We start from the raw sequence: 14575 nt of genomic DNA on the forward strand, positions 1-14575 counted from the left end.
CCCCCCCCCCCCCCCCCCCCCCCCCCCCCCCCCCCCCCCCCCCCCCCCCCCCCCCCCCCCCCCCCCCCCCCCCCCCCCCCCCCCCCCCCCCCCCCCCCGTCGGAGACGCCCGCCCGCCCGCCCACCCGGCGAGGCCACCCTTTCTGAGGAGAGCATGATGAGAGAATTTACCGTTCGTCCGGAGATATTGGATTTCGCCCCGTATGTGCCGGGTCTGACCATCGAGCAGATTCAGGCCCGCTACGGATTGACCTCGGTCATCAAGCTGGCGAGCAACGAGAACCCGCTGGGCACGTCGCCTCTGGTGAAAAAAGCCATCGAGCGCAACGCGGCCCGGGCTTTCCGGTATCCGGAGAACCATACGCCCCGTCTGGTCGAGGCCATTGCCGCGAACGTGGAGGTGCCCGCGGAGTGCGTGCTGGTCGGCAACGGTTCCGACGAGATCATCGACATGCTTTTCCGCATGAAGGGCATCCCGGGCAAGTCGAACGTGGTCTGCTATGAGCACAGCTTCGCCATGTACCGCATGTGCGCCAAGCTGTGCGGGCTGGAGTATCGCGAGGTCCCGCGCGGCGAGGGATATGAGCTGCCCCTGGACGCCATGGCCGCGGCCGCGGACGAGAATACGGCCATGGTCATCGTGACCAGCCCGGACAACCCTTCGGGACTGGCGGCCGGTGTCGAGGACCTGAGCGTGCTTGCGGGCGTGCTGCCCAAGGATTGTTTGCTGGTGGTGGACGAGGCGTACATCGAATTCGCCTGGCCGCCGGAGTCCTATTCTCCGGTGCAGGCGTTCGACAAGTTCGAGAATCTCGTCTGTCTGCGGACCTTTTCCAAGGCGTATGGGCTGGCGGGTATGCGGTTGGGATACGGCATCATGCCCGCGCACCTCGCCAAGCTGCTCGCCAACGCGCGCATCCCGTTCACGGTCAATCTGCTGGCCGAGGAGGCCGGACTGGCCGCCCTTGAGGACGAGGTCTTTTTCAACGAGACCCTGAGCGTGGTCATGCGCGGCCGCGAGTATTTCACGAAGGAGCTGGGCAAGCTCGGCTGCAAGGTTTGGCCGAGCCAGTCCAATTTCGTCATGTTCCGTCCTCCCATGGATGCCAAGACCATATTCCAGACGCTGTTGGAGCGGGGGATCATCGTTCGCCATCTGGGGAGTTTCGGCCTGGGCGACTGCATCCGCGTGAATGTGGGCACGGACGGGGAGAACCGGCAGTTCATCGAGGCGCTTGGAGATATCCTCAATGGGTAGTCCGCTGATCGTGACCATCGACGGCCCGGCCGGGGTGGGCAAGTCCACCATGGCCAAAAGGCTGGCCCGGCTGCTTGCCATCCCCTACCTGGACACCGGGGCCATGTTTCGGTCCGTGGCCTGGAAGCTTGGGGAAGGAGCCTGGGAATGGTCCGAGGGAAGCCTTGAGGAGGCGCTCGACGGCATTGCGTACAGCCTCTCCGGTGTGGGCGAGGATTCGGTCCTGTCCCTGAACGGCAAGCCCATCGGGAACGAAATCCGCACCGAGGAAGTGGGCATGTGGGCCTCGAACATCGCCACGCTGCCGGTGGTTCGAACCTTTTTGAAAAAAGCCCAGCAGGCGTTGGGGGAGCGGTTTTCCCTGGTCGCCGAAGGGCGCGACATGGGCACCGTGGTTTTTCCCGGCGCACCGTACAAGTTTTTCCTGGACGCCTCCGTGGAGGAACGTGCCCGGCGTCGTTTCCTCCAGCTTGAGGGGATGGGCAAGCCCGCCGACCTCGACGAGTTGAAGGAGCAGATCGCCAGACGCGACGCCCAGGACCGCAATCGGCCCGTGGCCCCGCTCAAACCGGCGGAGGACGCGATCGTCATCGACACCACGGAGTTGGACCGGGACCAGGTCCTGGCCGTCTTGAAAGAAGCCGTGGCCTAGGATACATCCGATATCTAAGCCACTGAGGAGATATTATTGCCATGCTTGATCTCAAACTGATGCAGAAGAACCCGGAACTGGTTCGCGAGGCCCTTGAGAGACGCCATTCCAAGATCGACGTGAGCGAGTTCACCGATCTGGACGACCGGCGGAAGCGCCTTGTCGGCGATGTGGAAGCCCTCAAGGCCGAGAAGAACGCCGTCGGCCCTGAAATCGCCAAACGGAAGAAGGCGGGCGAGGACGCTTCGGACCTGCTGGACAAGATGAGCAAGGTCGCCGAGCGCACCAAGGAGCTCGACAAGGAGCTGGCCGAGGTGGAGAAGGCCGAGTACGACTGGATGATGGCCGTGCCGAACATTCCCCACGAATCCGTGCCCGAGGGCGCGGGCGAGGAGGACAACCCCGTCCTGCGTTACTGGGGCGAGAAACCGGTCATGGACTTCAAGCCCAAGGAGCATTGGGAGATAGGCGCCGACCTCGGCGGCCTGGACTTCGAGTGCGCGGCCAAGCTGGCCGGGGCCCGGTTCTCCATCAGCTTCGGCTGGTGCGCCCGGCTCGAACGCGCCCTGGCGCAGCTCATGCTGGATACCCAGACCGGAGAGCGCGGCTACACCGAGGTCCTGCCCCCGTTCATCGTCAACAAGAAGACCATGACCGGCACGGGCCAGTTGCCCAAGTTCGAGGAGGACCTGTTCAAACTCACCGACGAGCGCGAGTTCTACCTCATTCCCACGGCCGAAGTGCCGCTGACCAACATTTTTGCGGACGAGGTCATTCCGGAAGAGAAGCTGCCGATCAAGTTCTGCGCCCAGACCCCGTGCTTCCGCTCCGAGGCCGGTTCCTACGGCAAGGACACCAAGGGCCTCATCCGCCAGCATCAGTTCTACAAGGTGGAAATGGTCAATTTCGCCCATCCCGACCATTCCTACGAGGCGTTGGAGGATATGACTCGCTCCGCCGAGCGCATCCTTGAGCTGCTGGGGCTGCACTACCGGACCATCGCCCTGTGCACCGGCGACATAGGCTTCAGCGCGGCCAAGACCTACGACATCGAGGTCTGGCTGCCCGGCCAGGGCAAGTACCGCGAGATCTCCTCCTGCTCCAACTGCGAGGACTTCCAGGCGCGCCGGGCCAACATCCGGTTCCAGCCCAAGGATTCCAAGAAGAAGCTGTATCCCCACACCCTGAATGGCTCCGGCCTGGCCGTGGGCCGCTGCCTGGTGGCCGTGCTGGAAAACTACCAGCAGGCCGACGGCTCGCTGGTCATTCCCGAGGCGTTGCGTCCGTACATGGGCGGCCTCGAAGTGGTCAAACCCGAATAAGACGTTTCACGCGGCGCGCCCGGCAACAGGAAAGGCTGTCCGGGCGCAGCCTTAGAACGTCGTGGAGAGCAGCTCGTCGAAAGCTGTTTTCGCATCGAGGTCGGTTCGGCTCCACGTTCCGGCCACACTTCCCTCCCGCATGAGAATGACTCGGTCGGCCAGTATGCGCGTCTGATCCAGGCTATGGGAAACCACCAGCATGGGCAGCGTCGGGGCGAGCCGCAGGAGCAGTTGTTCAATATGCTCCACGGATTTGTAGTCCACTGACGCCGTGGGTTCGTCGAGCAGGAGGATTTCCGGCTCCAGGGCCAAGGTTCGGGCGAGGCACAGCCGTTGTTGCTGGCCGCCGGACAGGGTGCCCGCAGGCTGTTTGAGCCGGTCTTTCACCTCGTCGAGCAGGCCGACGTCCTCCAGCACCCGTTCCATGATCTCACGCGCCTTGGGGCCTCCGACGCCGCACACCAGTTTTTGCGGCAGGAGCAGGTTCCGTTCGATGGAGATGGGCAGGACGTTGGGCGATTGGAAGACCATGCCCACGCGGCTGCGAAGCCGCTCCGGGTCGGTCCTGGGAGCATAGACGTCCAGCGTTTCCCCGCCCAGGCGGACGGATATGCCGCCGCTGGTTTCGCATCCCTCGAAACATTCGTTGAGCCTGTTCACGGCTCTGAGCAGTGTAGATTTTCCCGATCCCGAGCGGCCGACCAGCACGGTCAGTTCGTTCGGCATGACGTCGAAGCTCACCCTGGACAGGGCATTTTTATCCTTGAATGAGACCGTGAGGTCCCGGATTGAAATGACCGTGTTCATCCCCGTTTCCATCGTTTCTCCATTGCGTGGTGCAGTCCGTGCGCGGCCAGGAACAATCCCATGGTCAGGGCCAGCAGCACCAGCGCCGCGCCGAATCCGTGCTGCAATTCCTCCGGCGACTGGTATTCGGCGGCCACCGTGTAGATGAAGAAGGGCAGCGCCTCGTAATTGTCGAAGAGCCCTCGCGGGAGTCCGGCGTTGGCCACGGCCCCGGTGAGCATGATGACGGCGGTGTCTTCCGCCGCCCGCCCTATGGAAAGGACAACGCCGCTCATGATCCCCCTGCCCGCGGACGGCAGCAGGATATATCGGATCGTCTGGCTTTGGGAGAAGCCGAGCCCCGCTCCCATGAGCCGAAGGTCCTCGGGCAGGCCGCCCAGTGAGGACTGGGTGGATTTTATCATGTAGGGCAGGACCAGCAGCCCCATGCAGAACCCTGAAAGCAGCAGGCCGGTGCCCGCCTCGGGAGCCAGCGTGTGGCGCAGAAAGAGGATGAGCGCGAACCCGAACAGACCCATGAGAATGGACGGCATACCCGCGAGAAGGTTGACGCAGAAATCCAGGATGCCGGAAAAGCGGCCTCGCGGGAATTCGTTCAGGTAAATGCCGCAGAACAATCCGAGCGGGATGGCCGTGAGGGCGGCCAGCGCGGTGACGGCCAGCGTCCCGAAACAGGCGGGCCAGATGCCGTCCCAGACCGGCGCGAACCGGAATATGGCGTCCAGGGGCGGGGTGTCGCCGAAAAACAGTTCGAGGCCGAGGCCTCCCCAGCCTTGCCGGAGGAGAAAGACGACGAGTCCGATCACGCCGATTGCGGGCAGCAGCGCGCAGGCCCAGCAGAAGAGGGAAAAAAGGCGGTAGCGGGTCTTCATCCGTTGTCCTCGCCGGACCGTTTGAGCAGTTGCAGGCCGAGATTGACCAGCGTGGTGCTCAGAAAAAGAATGAGCCCGCAGGCGAAAAGGGAGAGATAGGCCAGACTCTGGCTGTCCGTCGCGACCACCAGCGCGATGTGCGCCGTCATGGTCCGAAGGGATTCGAGAAGGGAGCCGGGGACCTGTGCCGCGTTGCCCGCGAGCATGAGCGGGATCATGGTGTCGCCCAGGGCGCGCCCGAAACCGAGCACGAGCGCTGCGGCGAAGCCCCTGCCGGAGATCGGTATGACCAGGTGCAGAAGGCGCTGGGCCGGACTCATGCCCAGGGCCGCGGCCGTGAGCGTGACCTGCGGCTCGATGAGCATGAACTGGCTGTGCAGCATGAGCACGATGGTCGGCAGGATGAGGACGGCCAGCCCGACCGCGGCCGCCAGCCAGCAAAAACCGCTTCCGCTGCGAAACGCCTCCCGAAGGAGCGGCACCAGGACGAACACGCCCACGAAGCCGTAGACAACGGTGGGCACGCTGGTCATGAACTTTACCAGGCGCAGCAGGTATGCGGCCGGGCCGGACGGTCCCATGCCGTGCGCGAAGCAGCAGATTCCGACGGATACGGGAAAGGCGAGCAGGAGCGCGGACAGGGAGAGCAGCAGCGAACCGGCGACCATGGGCAGGATGCCGAATCCTCCCTGGAACGGCCGCCATTCCCAGGACAGCAGCTTCGACAGCGTGTCCGCGTCGAGAAGCGGCAAGCTGAACCAGAGCAGGAAAAGAAGGATGGCCAGGACCGCCGCTCCCGTGACGGCCGCCGAGAATCGGCAGGCCGGAAGCCAGACGGAGCCGGTTCTTCTGTCTGCTGTGCGATGCATGAATCAAAACGGGGCGAAGCGCTCCTGAGCTCGGATCGCTTCGCCCTTTCGGATGGTTAGAAGGGGATGTAGCCCGCGGCCTTGATGAACTCGACGCAGTCGGGGCCGGTGATGTATTCCACGAAGCTCTTCACGATGCCCTGGGGCTCGCCCTTGGTGTTCATGTAGAGCTTGCGGACCACGGGGTACTGGCCGCTCTTGGCGGCTTCCTGGTTCACTTCCACGCCGTCGAGGCTGGGGGCCTTCACGCTTCCGTCGAGATGGCCGATGGACACGTAGCCGATGGCGTTGGGGTCCTTGGACACGGCCAGCTTCATGGCCCCGTTGGAGGGAACCACGTTGGCCGAGGCGACCACGGCCCCCTTGTTCAGAAGCTTCTTCCAGTAGACCTCGCGGGTGCCGCTGGATTCGTCGCGGGCATAGACGTTGATGACGCCGTCGTTGCCGCCCACTTCCTTCCAGTTGGTGATCTGGCCGGCGAAGATTGCCCGGACCTGGTCGCCCGTCAGGGCTTGGACCGGGTTCTCGGCGTGAATCACGGTGGCGACGCCGTCAACGGCAAAGGGGAACATGACCAGGCCGTACTTGGACACTTCGGCGTCGCTGGCCTTGCGGCCGGAGTTGCCGATGTCCACGAGGCCCTCGCCCACTTTCTGGATGCCCACGCCGGAACCGCCGCCCGCGATGGTGATCCTGATGTTCGGGTTGGCGCTCATGATGGCCTTGGCGGCGTCCTTCATGACGGGAATGTGGGCCGTGCCGCCCGCGATGGAAATGCTGCCTTCCTTGCCCTTGAAGGCGTCCAGGCCGTCCGCGCAAGCGGCTTGGATGCCGAATGCGAGGCTGAACACGGTCAGACAGAGAAAAAGGGAAAGACGTTTCATTGAATGCTCCTGCTGGCTTGATGGAAGAGGACCGGCCGACGGCCGTCCGGGACAAATGCGAGAAGCATAGCCTGGTCACACGGCCGTAACAAACTCATAATGCGCATCATCGGCGCATCAGCCATTGGAGTTATCTATCATTGGCGCGGCGCGCGCCGGGCCGGGCTTACACCAGCCCGGACAGATCGTAGGTCTCGGCCTTCTCGATCTCGACCTCGACGATGGAGCCGAGCTCCAGCGTCTCGTCCGGGGGCGCGCCCACATACGTCACGCCGTCCACGTCGGGGGCCTGGAACCACGCTCTGCCGACGTACAGGCCGGGCCATTCGTCGGATTCCCGTTCGATGACCACGGGCAGGGTCTCGCCGACGTACCCGGACATGATGTCGGCGCTGATTTCTGCCTGGATGGCCATGATCTCGTCGCGCCGGGCGAGCTTGACCTCGTCCGGAACCTGGTTGTCCATGGCCGCCGCCGGGGTGCCCTCCTCGGCCCAATAAGGGAAGACCCCGAGATGGTGGAAGCGGGTGCGGCGGACGAAGTCCTTGAGGGTCTGGAAGTGCGCCTCGGTCTCGCCGGGATAGCCCACGATGAAGGTGGTGCGCAGGGCGGCTTCCGGAAAGAAGCGGCGGACCCGCTCGATGACCTTCTCCGGGTTGCGGGCGAAGGGGCGTCCCATGGAGCCGAGCACGTCGGGGTGGGCGTGCTGGAGCGGGATGTCGAAATACGGCAGGAACGGCGCGCCGATGCCGCGCAGCAGGGAGAGTAGGGACTCGGTCAGCCCTGCGGGATAGAGATACATGATGCGCAGCCATTGCAGGGACGGGATGGCGGCCAGCCCCTTGACCAGGGCGGACAGGTCATTGCCCTGGCCGAGGTCCGAGCCGTAGGCCGTGGAGTCCTGGCCCACGACGATGAGCTCGGGCGCCTGGTCGGCCAGAAGCCGGGCCTCGTTCAGCAGGAAATCCACGGACCAGCTCCTGTGCGGGCCGCGAATGGACGGGATGGTGCAGAACCGGCAGTTGTGCGAGCATCCTTCCGAAACCTTGAGGTAGGCATAGGCCGGACCGGTGGAGAGGTTGCGCGGGGTGCCGCCGGGAAGGGAGGCCTGGAGGGCGCGGGAAGCCATGGCGGGCCACTGCTCGATCTCCTCGGTGTTCAGCCACAGGTCCACTTCGGGCAGTTCGTCCTTGAGGTCCTGGCCGTAGCGCGAGACAAGGCATCCCGCCACGCAGATCAGCGGCTTGCGGCCCGTTCCTTCGAGGGCGTCCGCCGCCTCGCCGACGGCGTCCAGAATGGTGGCCACGGATTCCTCGATGGCGGGCTGGATGAAGCCGCAGGTGTTGATGAGCACGAGGTCGGCGTCGGCCACCGAATCCGCCGGGACCATGTTGGAGCCCAGCGCGCCGAGCAGCCGCTCGGTGTCCACCCTGTTCTTGGGGCAGCCCAGGCTTACGGTGTATGTTCTCACGGGAGTTCCTGCTGTTTTCGCCATGTCATTTCCTTTGATAACATTTCCTGAATGGGGTAATCTTGTGTCGTGGCAAAGTCCAGTCCTGGCGCGCGCCACATGAGCACAGGAATGGGGAGGAGGTCAAATGTTCGAAGGTTCCGGTCTGGACGACAAACGGTATGTCATCGGCGTGATCGGCGACATTCCGGCCCTGCTTGCCTTCTGGGAGATGTTCAAGGACCGGAGCAACGATGAAATCCTCAAGGAGATCGGTGTGGTGGCCGTGGCGCTGCCCGGCGAATCCGTGCTCCCCGAGGCGAACGACTCGGGCCGGATCATCCCCACCTACGCTGGCTACAAGGCCATGCTCGGGAGTCACCCCGAGATCAACATGGTCATCGAGGCCACGGGCCGTCCGGGCCTTGTCCACGAACTGCGCAACTTCCTGCCTCCTTCCGTCACCCTGGTGGAGCGCGGCGCGGCCCGTTTCTTCATCCGGCTGCTGACTTCGAATCAGATGTGGGTGGCCTGCAAAGTGGACCTGCTGCACACCCAGAACATGCTCAAGACCATCGTGGACCAGATGGATCAGGAGATTCTCTTCCTGGACCGGGCCGGATTGGTGCTGGACATGAACCAGACCGTGCTGAACCGCTCCGGGCTGCCCAAGAAGGTCTTGGTGGGCAGGCATTACTGCGAGATATTCACCCGGACTGTCGAAGGGGAATGCGAGGAGTGGGAGGACCCCTTCGCCAGGACCATGAAGACCCGAACTCCGGCCGAGACCATTACCAGCCTGGTGGGCGGCGACGGCCGTGTGCAGTATTTCCGCATTTACACCAGCCCCGTGGCGGACGAGGACGGCGAGGTGAATCATGTGGTGGCCATTCGCAGGGACATCACCGTGCGGCGGTCCATGGAGAACCGCCTCCAGCAGGCCGAGCGGCTGGCCTCGGTGGGCGAGCTGTCCACCTACATGGCCCACGAAATCCGCAATCCGCTTTTTTCCATCAGCGGCTTCGCCAATTCGCTGATGCGCGGCCGGGGAGTGGACGAGAAGGCGCGGGAGAAGCTGTCCATCATCCTGGACGAATCCAGGCGCTTGGACGAGGTCCTGCGGAGTCTGCTCAATTTCGCCCGGCCCACCGAGGCCGAGGTGGCCGAGGTGGATTTGAACGAGATGGTCCGGACCGCCATGGACGTCATGCAACTGCCCTGCTCCAATCAGAATGTGGAGCCATACGTCACCCTGGACGAAGGCCTGGCCAAGGTCCACGCCAACCCGGACCTCATCAAGCAATGCCTCATCAACCTGGTCAAGAACGCCCTGGAGGCCATGCCCTCCGGCGGCAAGCTCTACGTGACCACCTCCATGAACCACGACATGGCCATGCTTACCGTGGAGGACACCGGGACGGGCATCCCACTGGAAATACGCGACAAGATATTCAGCCCGTTCTTCTCCACCAAGGACAAGAACGTCGGACTCGGACTGGCCCAGATACACAAGATCGTGGGCGAGCTGGGCGGCCGGGTGGACCTGGCGTCCATGGAAGGGGTCGGCACCAAGGTGACGCTCTTCCTGCCGCCCATCCTGGCGGTTGAAGATTCGGCCGAGTCCGCGTAGGTTCAGCCCCCTGAAGCAAACCACCTCAGGGAGAAATCTTTATGGACACCATCGTTCTGGCGACCAACAACAAGGGCAAGATCAGAGAGCTTTCCGTCATGCTCGAGCCCTTCGGGGTGGCGGTCAAGAGCCTGGCCGAGTTCCCGGAGATCGGCGACATCCCGGAAACCGGCGAGACCTTTCTGGAGAACGCCTTCATCAAGGCGCGCGCCGTGGCCGCGATCACCGGCCTGGTGGCCGTGGCCGACGACTCCGGCATTGAGATCGACGCTCTGGACGGCCGCCCCGGCGTGTACTCCGCACGCTATGCGGGCGAGCAGCACAACGACCGTGACAACAACGAGAAAATGCTGGCCGAGATGAAGGACGTGCCCGACGAGAAACGCACGGGCCGCTACCGCTGCGTCATGGCCGCATCCGCCCCCAACGGCACTGAGATCAGCGCGGACGGGGCCTACGAGATCGTGGTCGGACATGGTTACAAAGGCGCCGGCGGTTTCGGCTACGACGTCATCGTCATCGACCCCGAGTTCGGCTGCCATGTGGCCGAGATGGACCCCGCGGTCAAGAACGGCCGTTCACATCGCGGCAAGGCCATGAAGAAGCTGTTGGCGCAGTGGCCCGAGTTTTGGGAGAAGGCCCGGGCCTAACCGGTCCTGACAGGAAATACGGAAGCCCCGTCGCGAAAGCGGCGGGGCTTTTTGCTTGAGCGGCGGGATCAGAGCGCTTCGCCGCAGGCCTGGCCCGACGCGAACGCCCAGTGGAGGTTGAATCCGCCCAGGTGGCCGGTCACGTCCAGGGTCTCGCCGATGACGAACAGGCCGTGCACGTCGCGGCATTCCATGGTTTTTGAGGAGATGCGGTCCGTGGCCGCGCCGCCCACGGTGACTTCGGCTTTGGCGTAGCCTTCGGTCTCGGACGGCGTGAAGGTGAAGCGGTGGATGCGCTCGCACGCCGTTTCGATCTCGGCCTTGGACAACTGGCTGACCGATGTTTCGGCCAGCGCGGCGTCCAGAAGCAGGGGCGGCAGCCGTTTGGGCAGGATGCGGGCGAGCAGGTTGCGCAACTGCTGGTTGGAGGCCCGGTGTTCCGCGATGAAGTCCTCCAGCCGTTGGCCGGGCAGGAAATCGATGCTCACGGGCTGGTGCTCGCGCCAGTAGCTGGACGCCTGGAGCGCGGCCGGGCCTGATATGCCCCGGTGGGTGAAAAGCAGGGGATCGGTGAAGCTCGCGGAGCCGGTCTCCACCGTAGCGGGCAGGGAGTTGCCCGCCATCTCGACGCATAGCGGACGGAGTCTTTTCGGGAAGACCAGGGGCACCAGACCGGGACGGGGCGGGACGAGTTCCAGTCCGTATTGTCGGGCCAGCCGGAAGCCGAGGTCCGTGGCTCCCGCCTGAGGCCAGGACGGCCCGCCCAGCGCCAGGACCAGTTTGTCCCCGATGACGGTTTGGCCGCCCACTTCCACCGCGAACGGGCCGGAGCCGGAGACCTTGCCGACGTCCTGCCCGGTCAGCATGGCCGCGCCCGTGCGCGCGCATCGGTCGAGCAGCACCCCCGCTACCCGGCCCGCGCCTTCCAGGGTGAAGAGCTGGCCGTGATCGCGTTCCTCGAAGGTAATCCCGTGCTCGCCCAGGAATCCGACCACGTCCCACGGCGAAAGCCGGGCCAGGGCGGATTTGACAAAGTGGGGATTGGCGCAAAGGTAGTGCGCGGGCGAGGCGTTCAGGTTGGTGAAGTTGCACTTGCCCCCGCCGGAAATGCGCACCTTGCGGGCGGCCTTGGTCCCGTGGTCGATCACGGCGACGTTGCGCCCGCGCGCCCCGGCGGTCATGGCGCACCACAGGCCAGAGGCCCCGGCCCCGAGAATAACAGCATCGAATCGGTTCATGCGCCGGTTCTACGGCAAGGGGCGCGGATTGTCACCTGACCGTGTTGACAAAAAAACGGGTGGGGATATGATTTTTACAATCCGAAAAACTCTACCTTGGAGGAAGCAAATGGCAGCCAAGAAAATACTGATGCTGGTCGGCGACTTTGTCGAAGACTACGAAGCCATGGTTCCCTTTCAGATGCTCCTGATGGTCGGCCACCATGTCGACGCCGTGTGCCCAGGCAAGAAGGCGGGCGAGTCTGTGGCGACCGCCGTGCATGATTTCGAGGGCCATCAAACCTATTCCGAGAAACCGGGACACAATTTCGGGATCACCGCCGCCTTTGAAGAAATCAGGGCCGAGGATTACGACGCCCTAGTCCTCCCCGGCGGGCGCGCCCCGGAATACCTGCGCCTCAATCCGGATGTCATCCAGTGCGTGCGCCACTTCGCCGAGGCGGGAAAGCCCATCGCCGCCATCTGCCACGGCCCGCAACTGCTCACCGCGGCCGACGTCATAAAGGGCAAGACCTGCACTGCCTACCCGGCGGTCAAGCCGGATATCGACGCGGCGGGAGCCTCGTGGTGCCCGGTCAACGCCACGGCCTCAAACGCCTGCGCCGACGGCAATATCGTCACCGCACCGGCCTGGCCAGCCCATCCCGAATGGATGCGCGAGTTTCTCAAGGTGCTCGGTTCCACCATCGAGCCGTAAGCGGCCGCTCCCCGTCAGCGAAAACAGGCGGCCCGGGAAGTCGTTTCCGGGCCGCTATCCCTTTCCATCCGCCGAAGTTTTTGTTATGGGCGTATGCACAATGGTTTAAATTTGTGGAGGATGCGAACATGATGGGTTTCTTCTGGTTTTTCCTGGGACTGTTCCTGACCATCGCCGCACTGGTCATGATCAAGATCAGCACCCCCAACGAGCAGTAGTTTTCGCCGCAAATGCGGCATGAAGGGGGAATCGGCCCAGCCGGTTCCCCCTCCTTTTTCCCAGGAGACGCGATGATTATTTATTCATGGAACGTCAACGGCTACCGGGCCGTGCTCAAAAAGGACTTCCGCGACTGGCTGGACGGCTGCGGCGGGGATGTGGTCATGCTTCAGGAGACCAAGGTCCATCCCGAACAACTTTCTTCCGAAGAGCGCGAACCGGACTCCTTTTCCAACCATTATTGGAACTGGTCCAAGAAAAAGAAGGGCTATTCCGGCGTGGCCTGCTTCGCCAACCCCGAACCCCTCGCCTGGGACACGGGCCTGCCCGATGACCGCTTCCGAGACGAGGGCCGGGTGCTCCATCTCGAATATCCGGACTTCCATCTCTTCAACATCTATTTCCCCAACGGGCAGATGTCCGACGAGCGTCTGGATTTCAAGATGGGCTTCTACGACGCCTTTCTCGACCACGCCGAAAGCCTGCGCAAGACCAAGCCCATCGTGGTCGGCGGCGATTTCAACACCGCCCATAGGGAAATCGACCTCAAAAATCCCAAGGCCAACAGCGAACGCTCCGGCTTTCTGCCCGTGGAGCGCGCCTGGATCGACAAGTTCATCGACGCCGGATACGTGGACACCTTCCGCCTCTTTGAAGACGGCCCGGACCACTACTCCTGGTGGTCCTACCGCTTCAACGCCCGCAAAAACAACGCCGGGTGGCGCATCGACTACTTCTTCGTCTCCGAAGAACTGAAGGACCGCGTCGTCCGCGCCTGGATCGAACCCGACATCCTCGGGTCCGATCACTGCCCCATCGGCGTCGAAATCGACGTTTAGGGCGCCTCCGGCGGCCGGGGGAAGGGGAAGGAAAACCCTTTGAAGAGGGTTTTCCTTCCCCTTCCCCCGGACCCCCAACCCCTTCCTTTCCTAAACTTTTTGTCGCCGCTTCGCGGGGTTGGCGGCGAGTTAATTCTTTTCCCGTCTAAAAAAAACAATCTAGCTCGAAAGTTGTTTCGGGCAGAGGTTTATCTTTTCGCGTACCCGCACCCGCGCGGATGCGCATACAAAAAGTTTCGGAGGGAGAGAGGGGATAGGGAGTCCAGGGGGAAAGGGGAGAGAGGGAAACCCTTTTCAAAGGGTGCCCTCTCTCCCCTTTCCCCCTGGCCGCCGGAGGCATTCCTATCCCAGCGGATACCGAACCAGGGGCGTGTGGATGGCTCCGGCAGGGTCGAGGACACTTTGCCAGAGAATGAATTCGTTTACGGGGAAGGCTGGCCAGTTCGTAGCGGCGGCATGGTCGAGGAGCGTTTTCCAATCGCCGGGGCCGGGCTTGCGCACTCTGCCGAGCGTCAGGTGCGGGCGGAAAGGCTTTTTTTCGCGGGGTACGCCGATGGCGGCCAGCGCGTCCTCGATGGATCGGGCCAGGGCCGCGCATTGTTCGCGGCCTTCGGTCAAGCCGAGCCAGAGAACCTTGGGGCGTCCGGCGTCGGGAAACGCGCCCGCGCCTCCGGCCCGCATGGTGAAGGCGGTGAAATCCACGGCGGCCAGGGCGTGCCGGATGGCCGGAATATGTGCCTCGTCCGTCTCGCCGAGAAACTTCAGGGTCAGGTGCCAAGAGGAGAGTTTGGACCAGTTCACGCTGGCATCGGTAAGTCCTGAAACGTCCTCTATGAGAGGGCTGAGTGATTGTCGATAAATGTCCGGTAATCCGATGCCGATGAACAGCCGGGGCACGTTTATTTGTCCTTTTCTTCCAGGGCCAGGCCGAAAATCGTCAGGTCACCGAGCACATCGGCCATGGCCGCGCCGAGCTCTTCGGGCAGCCCGTCGGCCCGGGCAATTTCCAGCAGTCGCTCCGGATCGATGCCTTTTTTTTCGGCCAGTTCGCGCAGTTCGTCGAGGGTTGTTTCGTCCATGGGTTCAAGCATAGACGACATAGGCCGCGCAGGCAACGCGATGGATGCGCGGCTCTTGAACGCCGCTGTTGCGGATACGTTTGCAACCTCGCGAATAAGTCCGTGCCGA

Annotated in this window: 15 protein-coding genes; 7 read left to right on the plus strand and 8 right to left on the minus strand. The window is 63.5% G+C overall.

Translation table 11 applies throughout. From position 1 onward, the window contains the following. Positions 1-157 precede the first annotated feature (157 nt). The 3 genes from hisC to serS are packed head-to-tail and all read left to right on the plus strand — an operon-like array spanning position 158 to position 3232. Positions 158-1258, plus strand: coding sequence for a histidinol-phosphate transaminase (hisC, locus tag PSN43_RS11830; protein ID WP_272700933.1), 1101 nt, complete (start codon positions 158-160; stop codon positions 1256-1258). After that, entirely contained in the window at positions 1251-1910 is a 660-nt protein-coding gene (cmk, locus tag PSN43_RS11835) for a (d)CMP kinase (protein WP_272700934.1), read from the plus strand. Before hisC ends, cmk begins: the two co-directional genes overlap by 8 nt. 41 nt (positions 1911-1951) lie before the next feature. Beyond that, entirely contained in the window at positions 1952-3232 is a 1281-nt protein-coding gene (gene serS / locus PSN43_RS11840; RefSeq protein WP_272700935.1) for a serine--tRNA ligase, read from the plus strand. 51 nt (positions 3233-3283) lie between these two features. Here serS and PSN43_RS11845 read toward each other — a convergent pair whose 3' ends face one another. The 5 genes from PSN43_RS11845 to rimO form a co-directional block, all read right to left on the minus strand. Then, a complete protein-coding gene (locus PSN43_RS11845) occupies positions 3284-4051 on the minus strand; it encodes a phosphate ABC transporter ATP-binding protein (RefSeq protein WP_272700936.1) in 768 nt (255 codons plus the stop codon). Next, positions 4036-4911, minus strand: a complete 876-nt coding sequence (locus PSN43_RS11850; RefSeq protein WP_272700937.1) for a PstA family ABC transporter permease — start codon at positions 4909-4911, stop codon at positions 4036-4038. Before PSN43_RS11850 ends, PSN43_RS11845 begins: the two co-directional genes overlap by 16 nt. Continuing rightward, the gene (locus tag PSN43_RS11855) at positions 4908-5780 is read right to left on the minus strand and encodes a PstC family ABC transporter permease (protein WP_272700938.1); all 873 of its coding nucleotides are present in this window, start codon (positions 5778-5780) and stop codon (positions 4908-4910) included. The genes PSN43_RS11850 and PSN43_RS11855 overlap by 4 nt, the downstream gene beginning before the upstream one ends. Positions 5781-5836: 56 nt before the next feature. Further along, entirely contained in the window at positions 5837-6664 is an 828-nt protein-coding gene (locus PSN43_RS11860; RefSeq protein WP_272700939.1) for a phosphate ABC transporter substrate-binding protein, read from the minus strand. 166 nt (positions 6665-6830) lie between these two features. Next, positions 6831-8159: a 30S ribosomal protein S12 methylthiotransferase RimO gene (gene rimO, locus PSN43_RS11865; RefSeq protein ID WP_272700940.1), complete on the minus strand. Its 1329-nt coding sequence runs from the start codon at positions 8157-8159 to the stop codon at positions 6831-6833. A 103-nt stretch (positions 8160-8262) separates the two neighbouring features. Here rimO and PSN43_RS11870 point away from each other — a divergent pair, with 103 nt between their 5' ends. Next, positions 8263-9744 (plus strand): two-component system sensor histidine kinase NtrB, encoded by a 1482-nt coding sequence (locus tag PSN43_RS11870; RefSeq protein WP_272700941.1) that lies wholly within the window; start codon positions 8263-8265, stop codon positions 9742-9744. Between the two features lie 41 nt (positions 9745-9785). After that, positions 9786-10394 (plus strand): RdgB/HAM1 family non-canonical purine NTP pyrophosphatase, encoded by a 609-nt coding sequence (rdgB, locus tag PSN43_RS11875; protein ID WP_272700942.1) that lies wholly within the window; start codon positions 9786-9788, stop codon positions 10392-10394. A 68-nt stretch (positions 10395-10462) separates the two neighbouring features. Here rdgB and PSN43_RS11880 read toward each other — a convergent pair whose 3' ends face one another. Continuing rightward, the gene (locus PSN43_RS11880) at positions 10463-11632 is read right to left on the minus strand and encodes an aminoacetone oxidase family FAD-binding enzyme (RefSeq protein ID WP_272700943.1); all 1170 of its coding nucleotides are present in this window, start codon (positions 11630-11632) and stop codon (positions 10463-10465) included. Positions 11633-11741: 109 nt separating this feature from the next. Here PSN43_RS11880 and PSN43_RS11885 point away from each other — a divergent pair, with 109 nt between their 5' ends. Further along, entirely contained in the window at positions 11742-12329 is a 588-nt protein-coding gene (locus tag PSN43_RS11885; protein ID WP_272700944.1) for a DJ-1/PfpI family protein, read from the plus strand. A gap of 290 nt (positions 12330-12619) precedes the next feature. Next, entirely contained in the window at positions 12620-13387 is a 768-nt protein-coding gene (locus tag PSN43_RS11890) for an exodeoxyribonuclease III (protein WP_272700945.1), read from the plus strand. Positions 13388-13729: 342 nt separating this feature from the next. On the opposite strand, the gene thpR is transcribed toward PSN43_RS11890, so the two are convergent. Further along, positions 13730-14284: an RNA 2',3'-cyclic phosphodiesterase gene (thpR, locus tag PSN43_RS11895; RefSeq protein ID WP_272700946.1), complete on the minus strand. Its 555-nt coding sequence runs from the start codon at positions 14282-14284 to the stop codon at positions 13730-13732. A gap of 2 nt (positions 14285-14286) precedes the next feature. Next, entirely contained in the window at positions 14287-14466 is a 180-nt protein-coding gene (locus tag PSN43_RS11900; RefSeq protein ID WP_272700947.1) for a hypothetical protein, read from the minus strand. Positions 14467-14575: the final 109 nt, after the last annotated feature.

It is taken from the genome of Desulfovibrio sp. Fe33 (assembly GCF_028532725.1).
Lineage (GTDB): Bacteria > Desulfobacterota > Desulfovibrionia > Desulfovibrionales > Desulfovibrionaceae > Pseudodesulfovibrio.

Bases quoted from the DNA above. Each gene is read 5' to 3' on its own strand.
- hisC (WP_272700933.1), top strand. From the start codon at position 158: ATGAGAGAATTTACCGTTCGTCCGGAGATATTGGATTTCGCCCCGTAT.
- cmk (WP_272700934.1), top strand. From the start codon at position 1,251: ATGGGTAGTCCGCTGATCGTGACCATCGACGGCCCGGCCGGGGTGGGC.
- serS (WP_272700935.1), top strand. From the start codon at position 1,952: ATGCTTGATCTCAAACTGATGCAGAAGAACCCGGAACTGGTTCGCGAG.
- PSN43_RS11845 (WP_272700936.1), bottom strand. From the start codon at position 4,051: ATGGAAACGGGGATGAACACGGTCATTTCAATCCGGGACCTCACGGTC.
- PSN43_RS11850 (WP_272700937.1), bottom strand. From the start codon at position 4,911: ATGAAGACCCGCTACCGCCTTTTTTCCCTCTTCTGCTGGGCCTGCGCG.
- PSN43_RS11855 (WP_272700938.1), bottom strand. From the start codon at position 5,780: ATGCATCGCACAGCAGACAGAAGAACCGGCTCCGTCTGGCTTCCGGCC.
- PSN43_RS11860 (WP_272700939.1), bottom strand. From the start codon at position 6,664: ATGAAACGTCTTTCCCTTTTTCTCTGTCTGACCGTGTTCAGCCTCGCA.
- rimO (WP_272700940.1), bottom strand. From the start codon at position 8,159: ATGGCGAAAACAGCAGGAACTCCCGTGAGAACATACACCGTAAGCCTG.
- PSN43_RS11870 (WP_272700941.1), top strand. From the start codon at position 8,263: ATGTTCGAAGGTTCCGGTCTGGACGACAAACGGTATGTCATCGGCGTG.
- rdgB (WP_272700942.1), top strand. From the start codon at position 9,786: ATGGACACCATCGTTCTGGCGACCAACAACAAGGGCAAGATCAGAGAG.
- PSN43_RS11880 (WP_272700943.1), bottom strand. From the start codon at position 11,632: ATGAACCGATTCGATGCTGTTATTCTCGGGGCCGGGGCCTCTGGCCTG.
- PSN43_RS11885 (WP_272700944.1), top strand. From the start codon at position 11,742: ATGGCAGCCAAGAAAATACTGATGCTGGTCGGCGACTTTGTCGAAGAC.
- PSN43_RS11890 (WP_272700945.1), top strand. From the start codon at position 12,620: ATGATTATTTATTCATGGAACGTCAACGGCTACCGGGCCGTGCTCAAA.
- PSN43_RS11900 (WP_272700947.1), bottom strand. From the start codon at position 14,466: ATGGACGAAACAACCCTCGACGAACTGCGCGAACTGGCCGAAAAAAAA.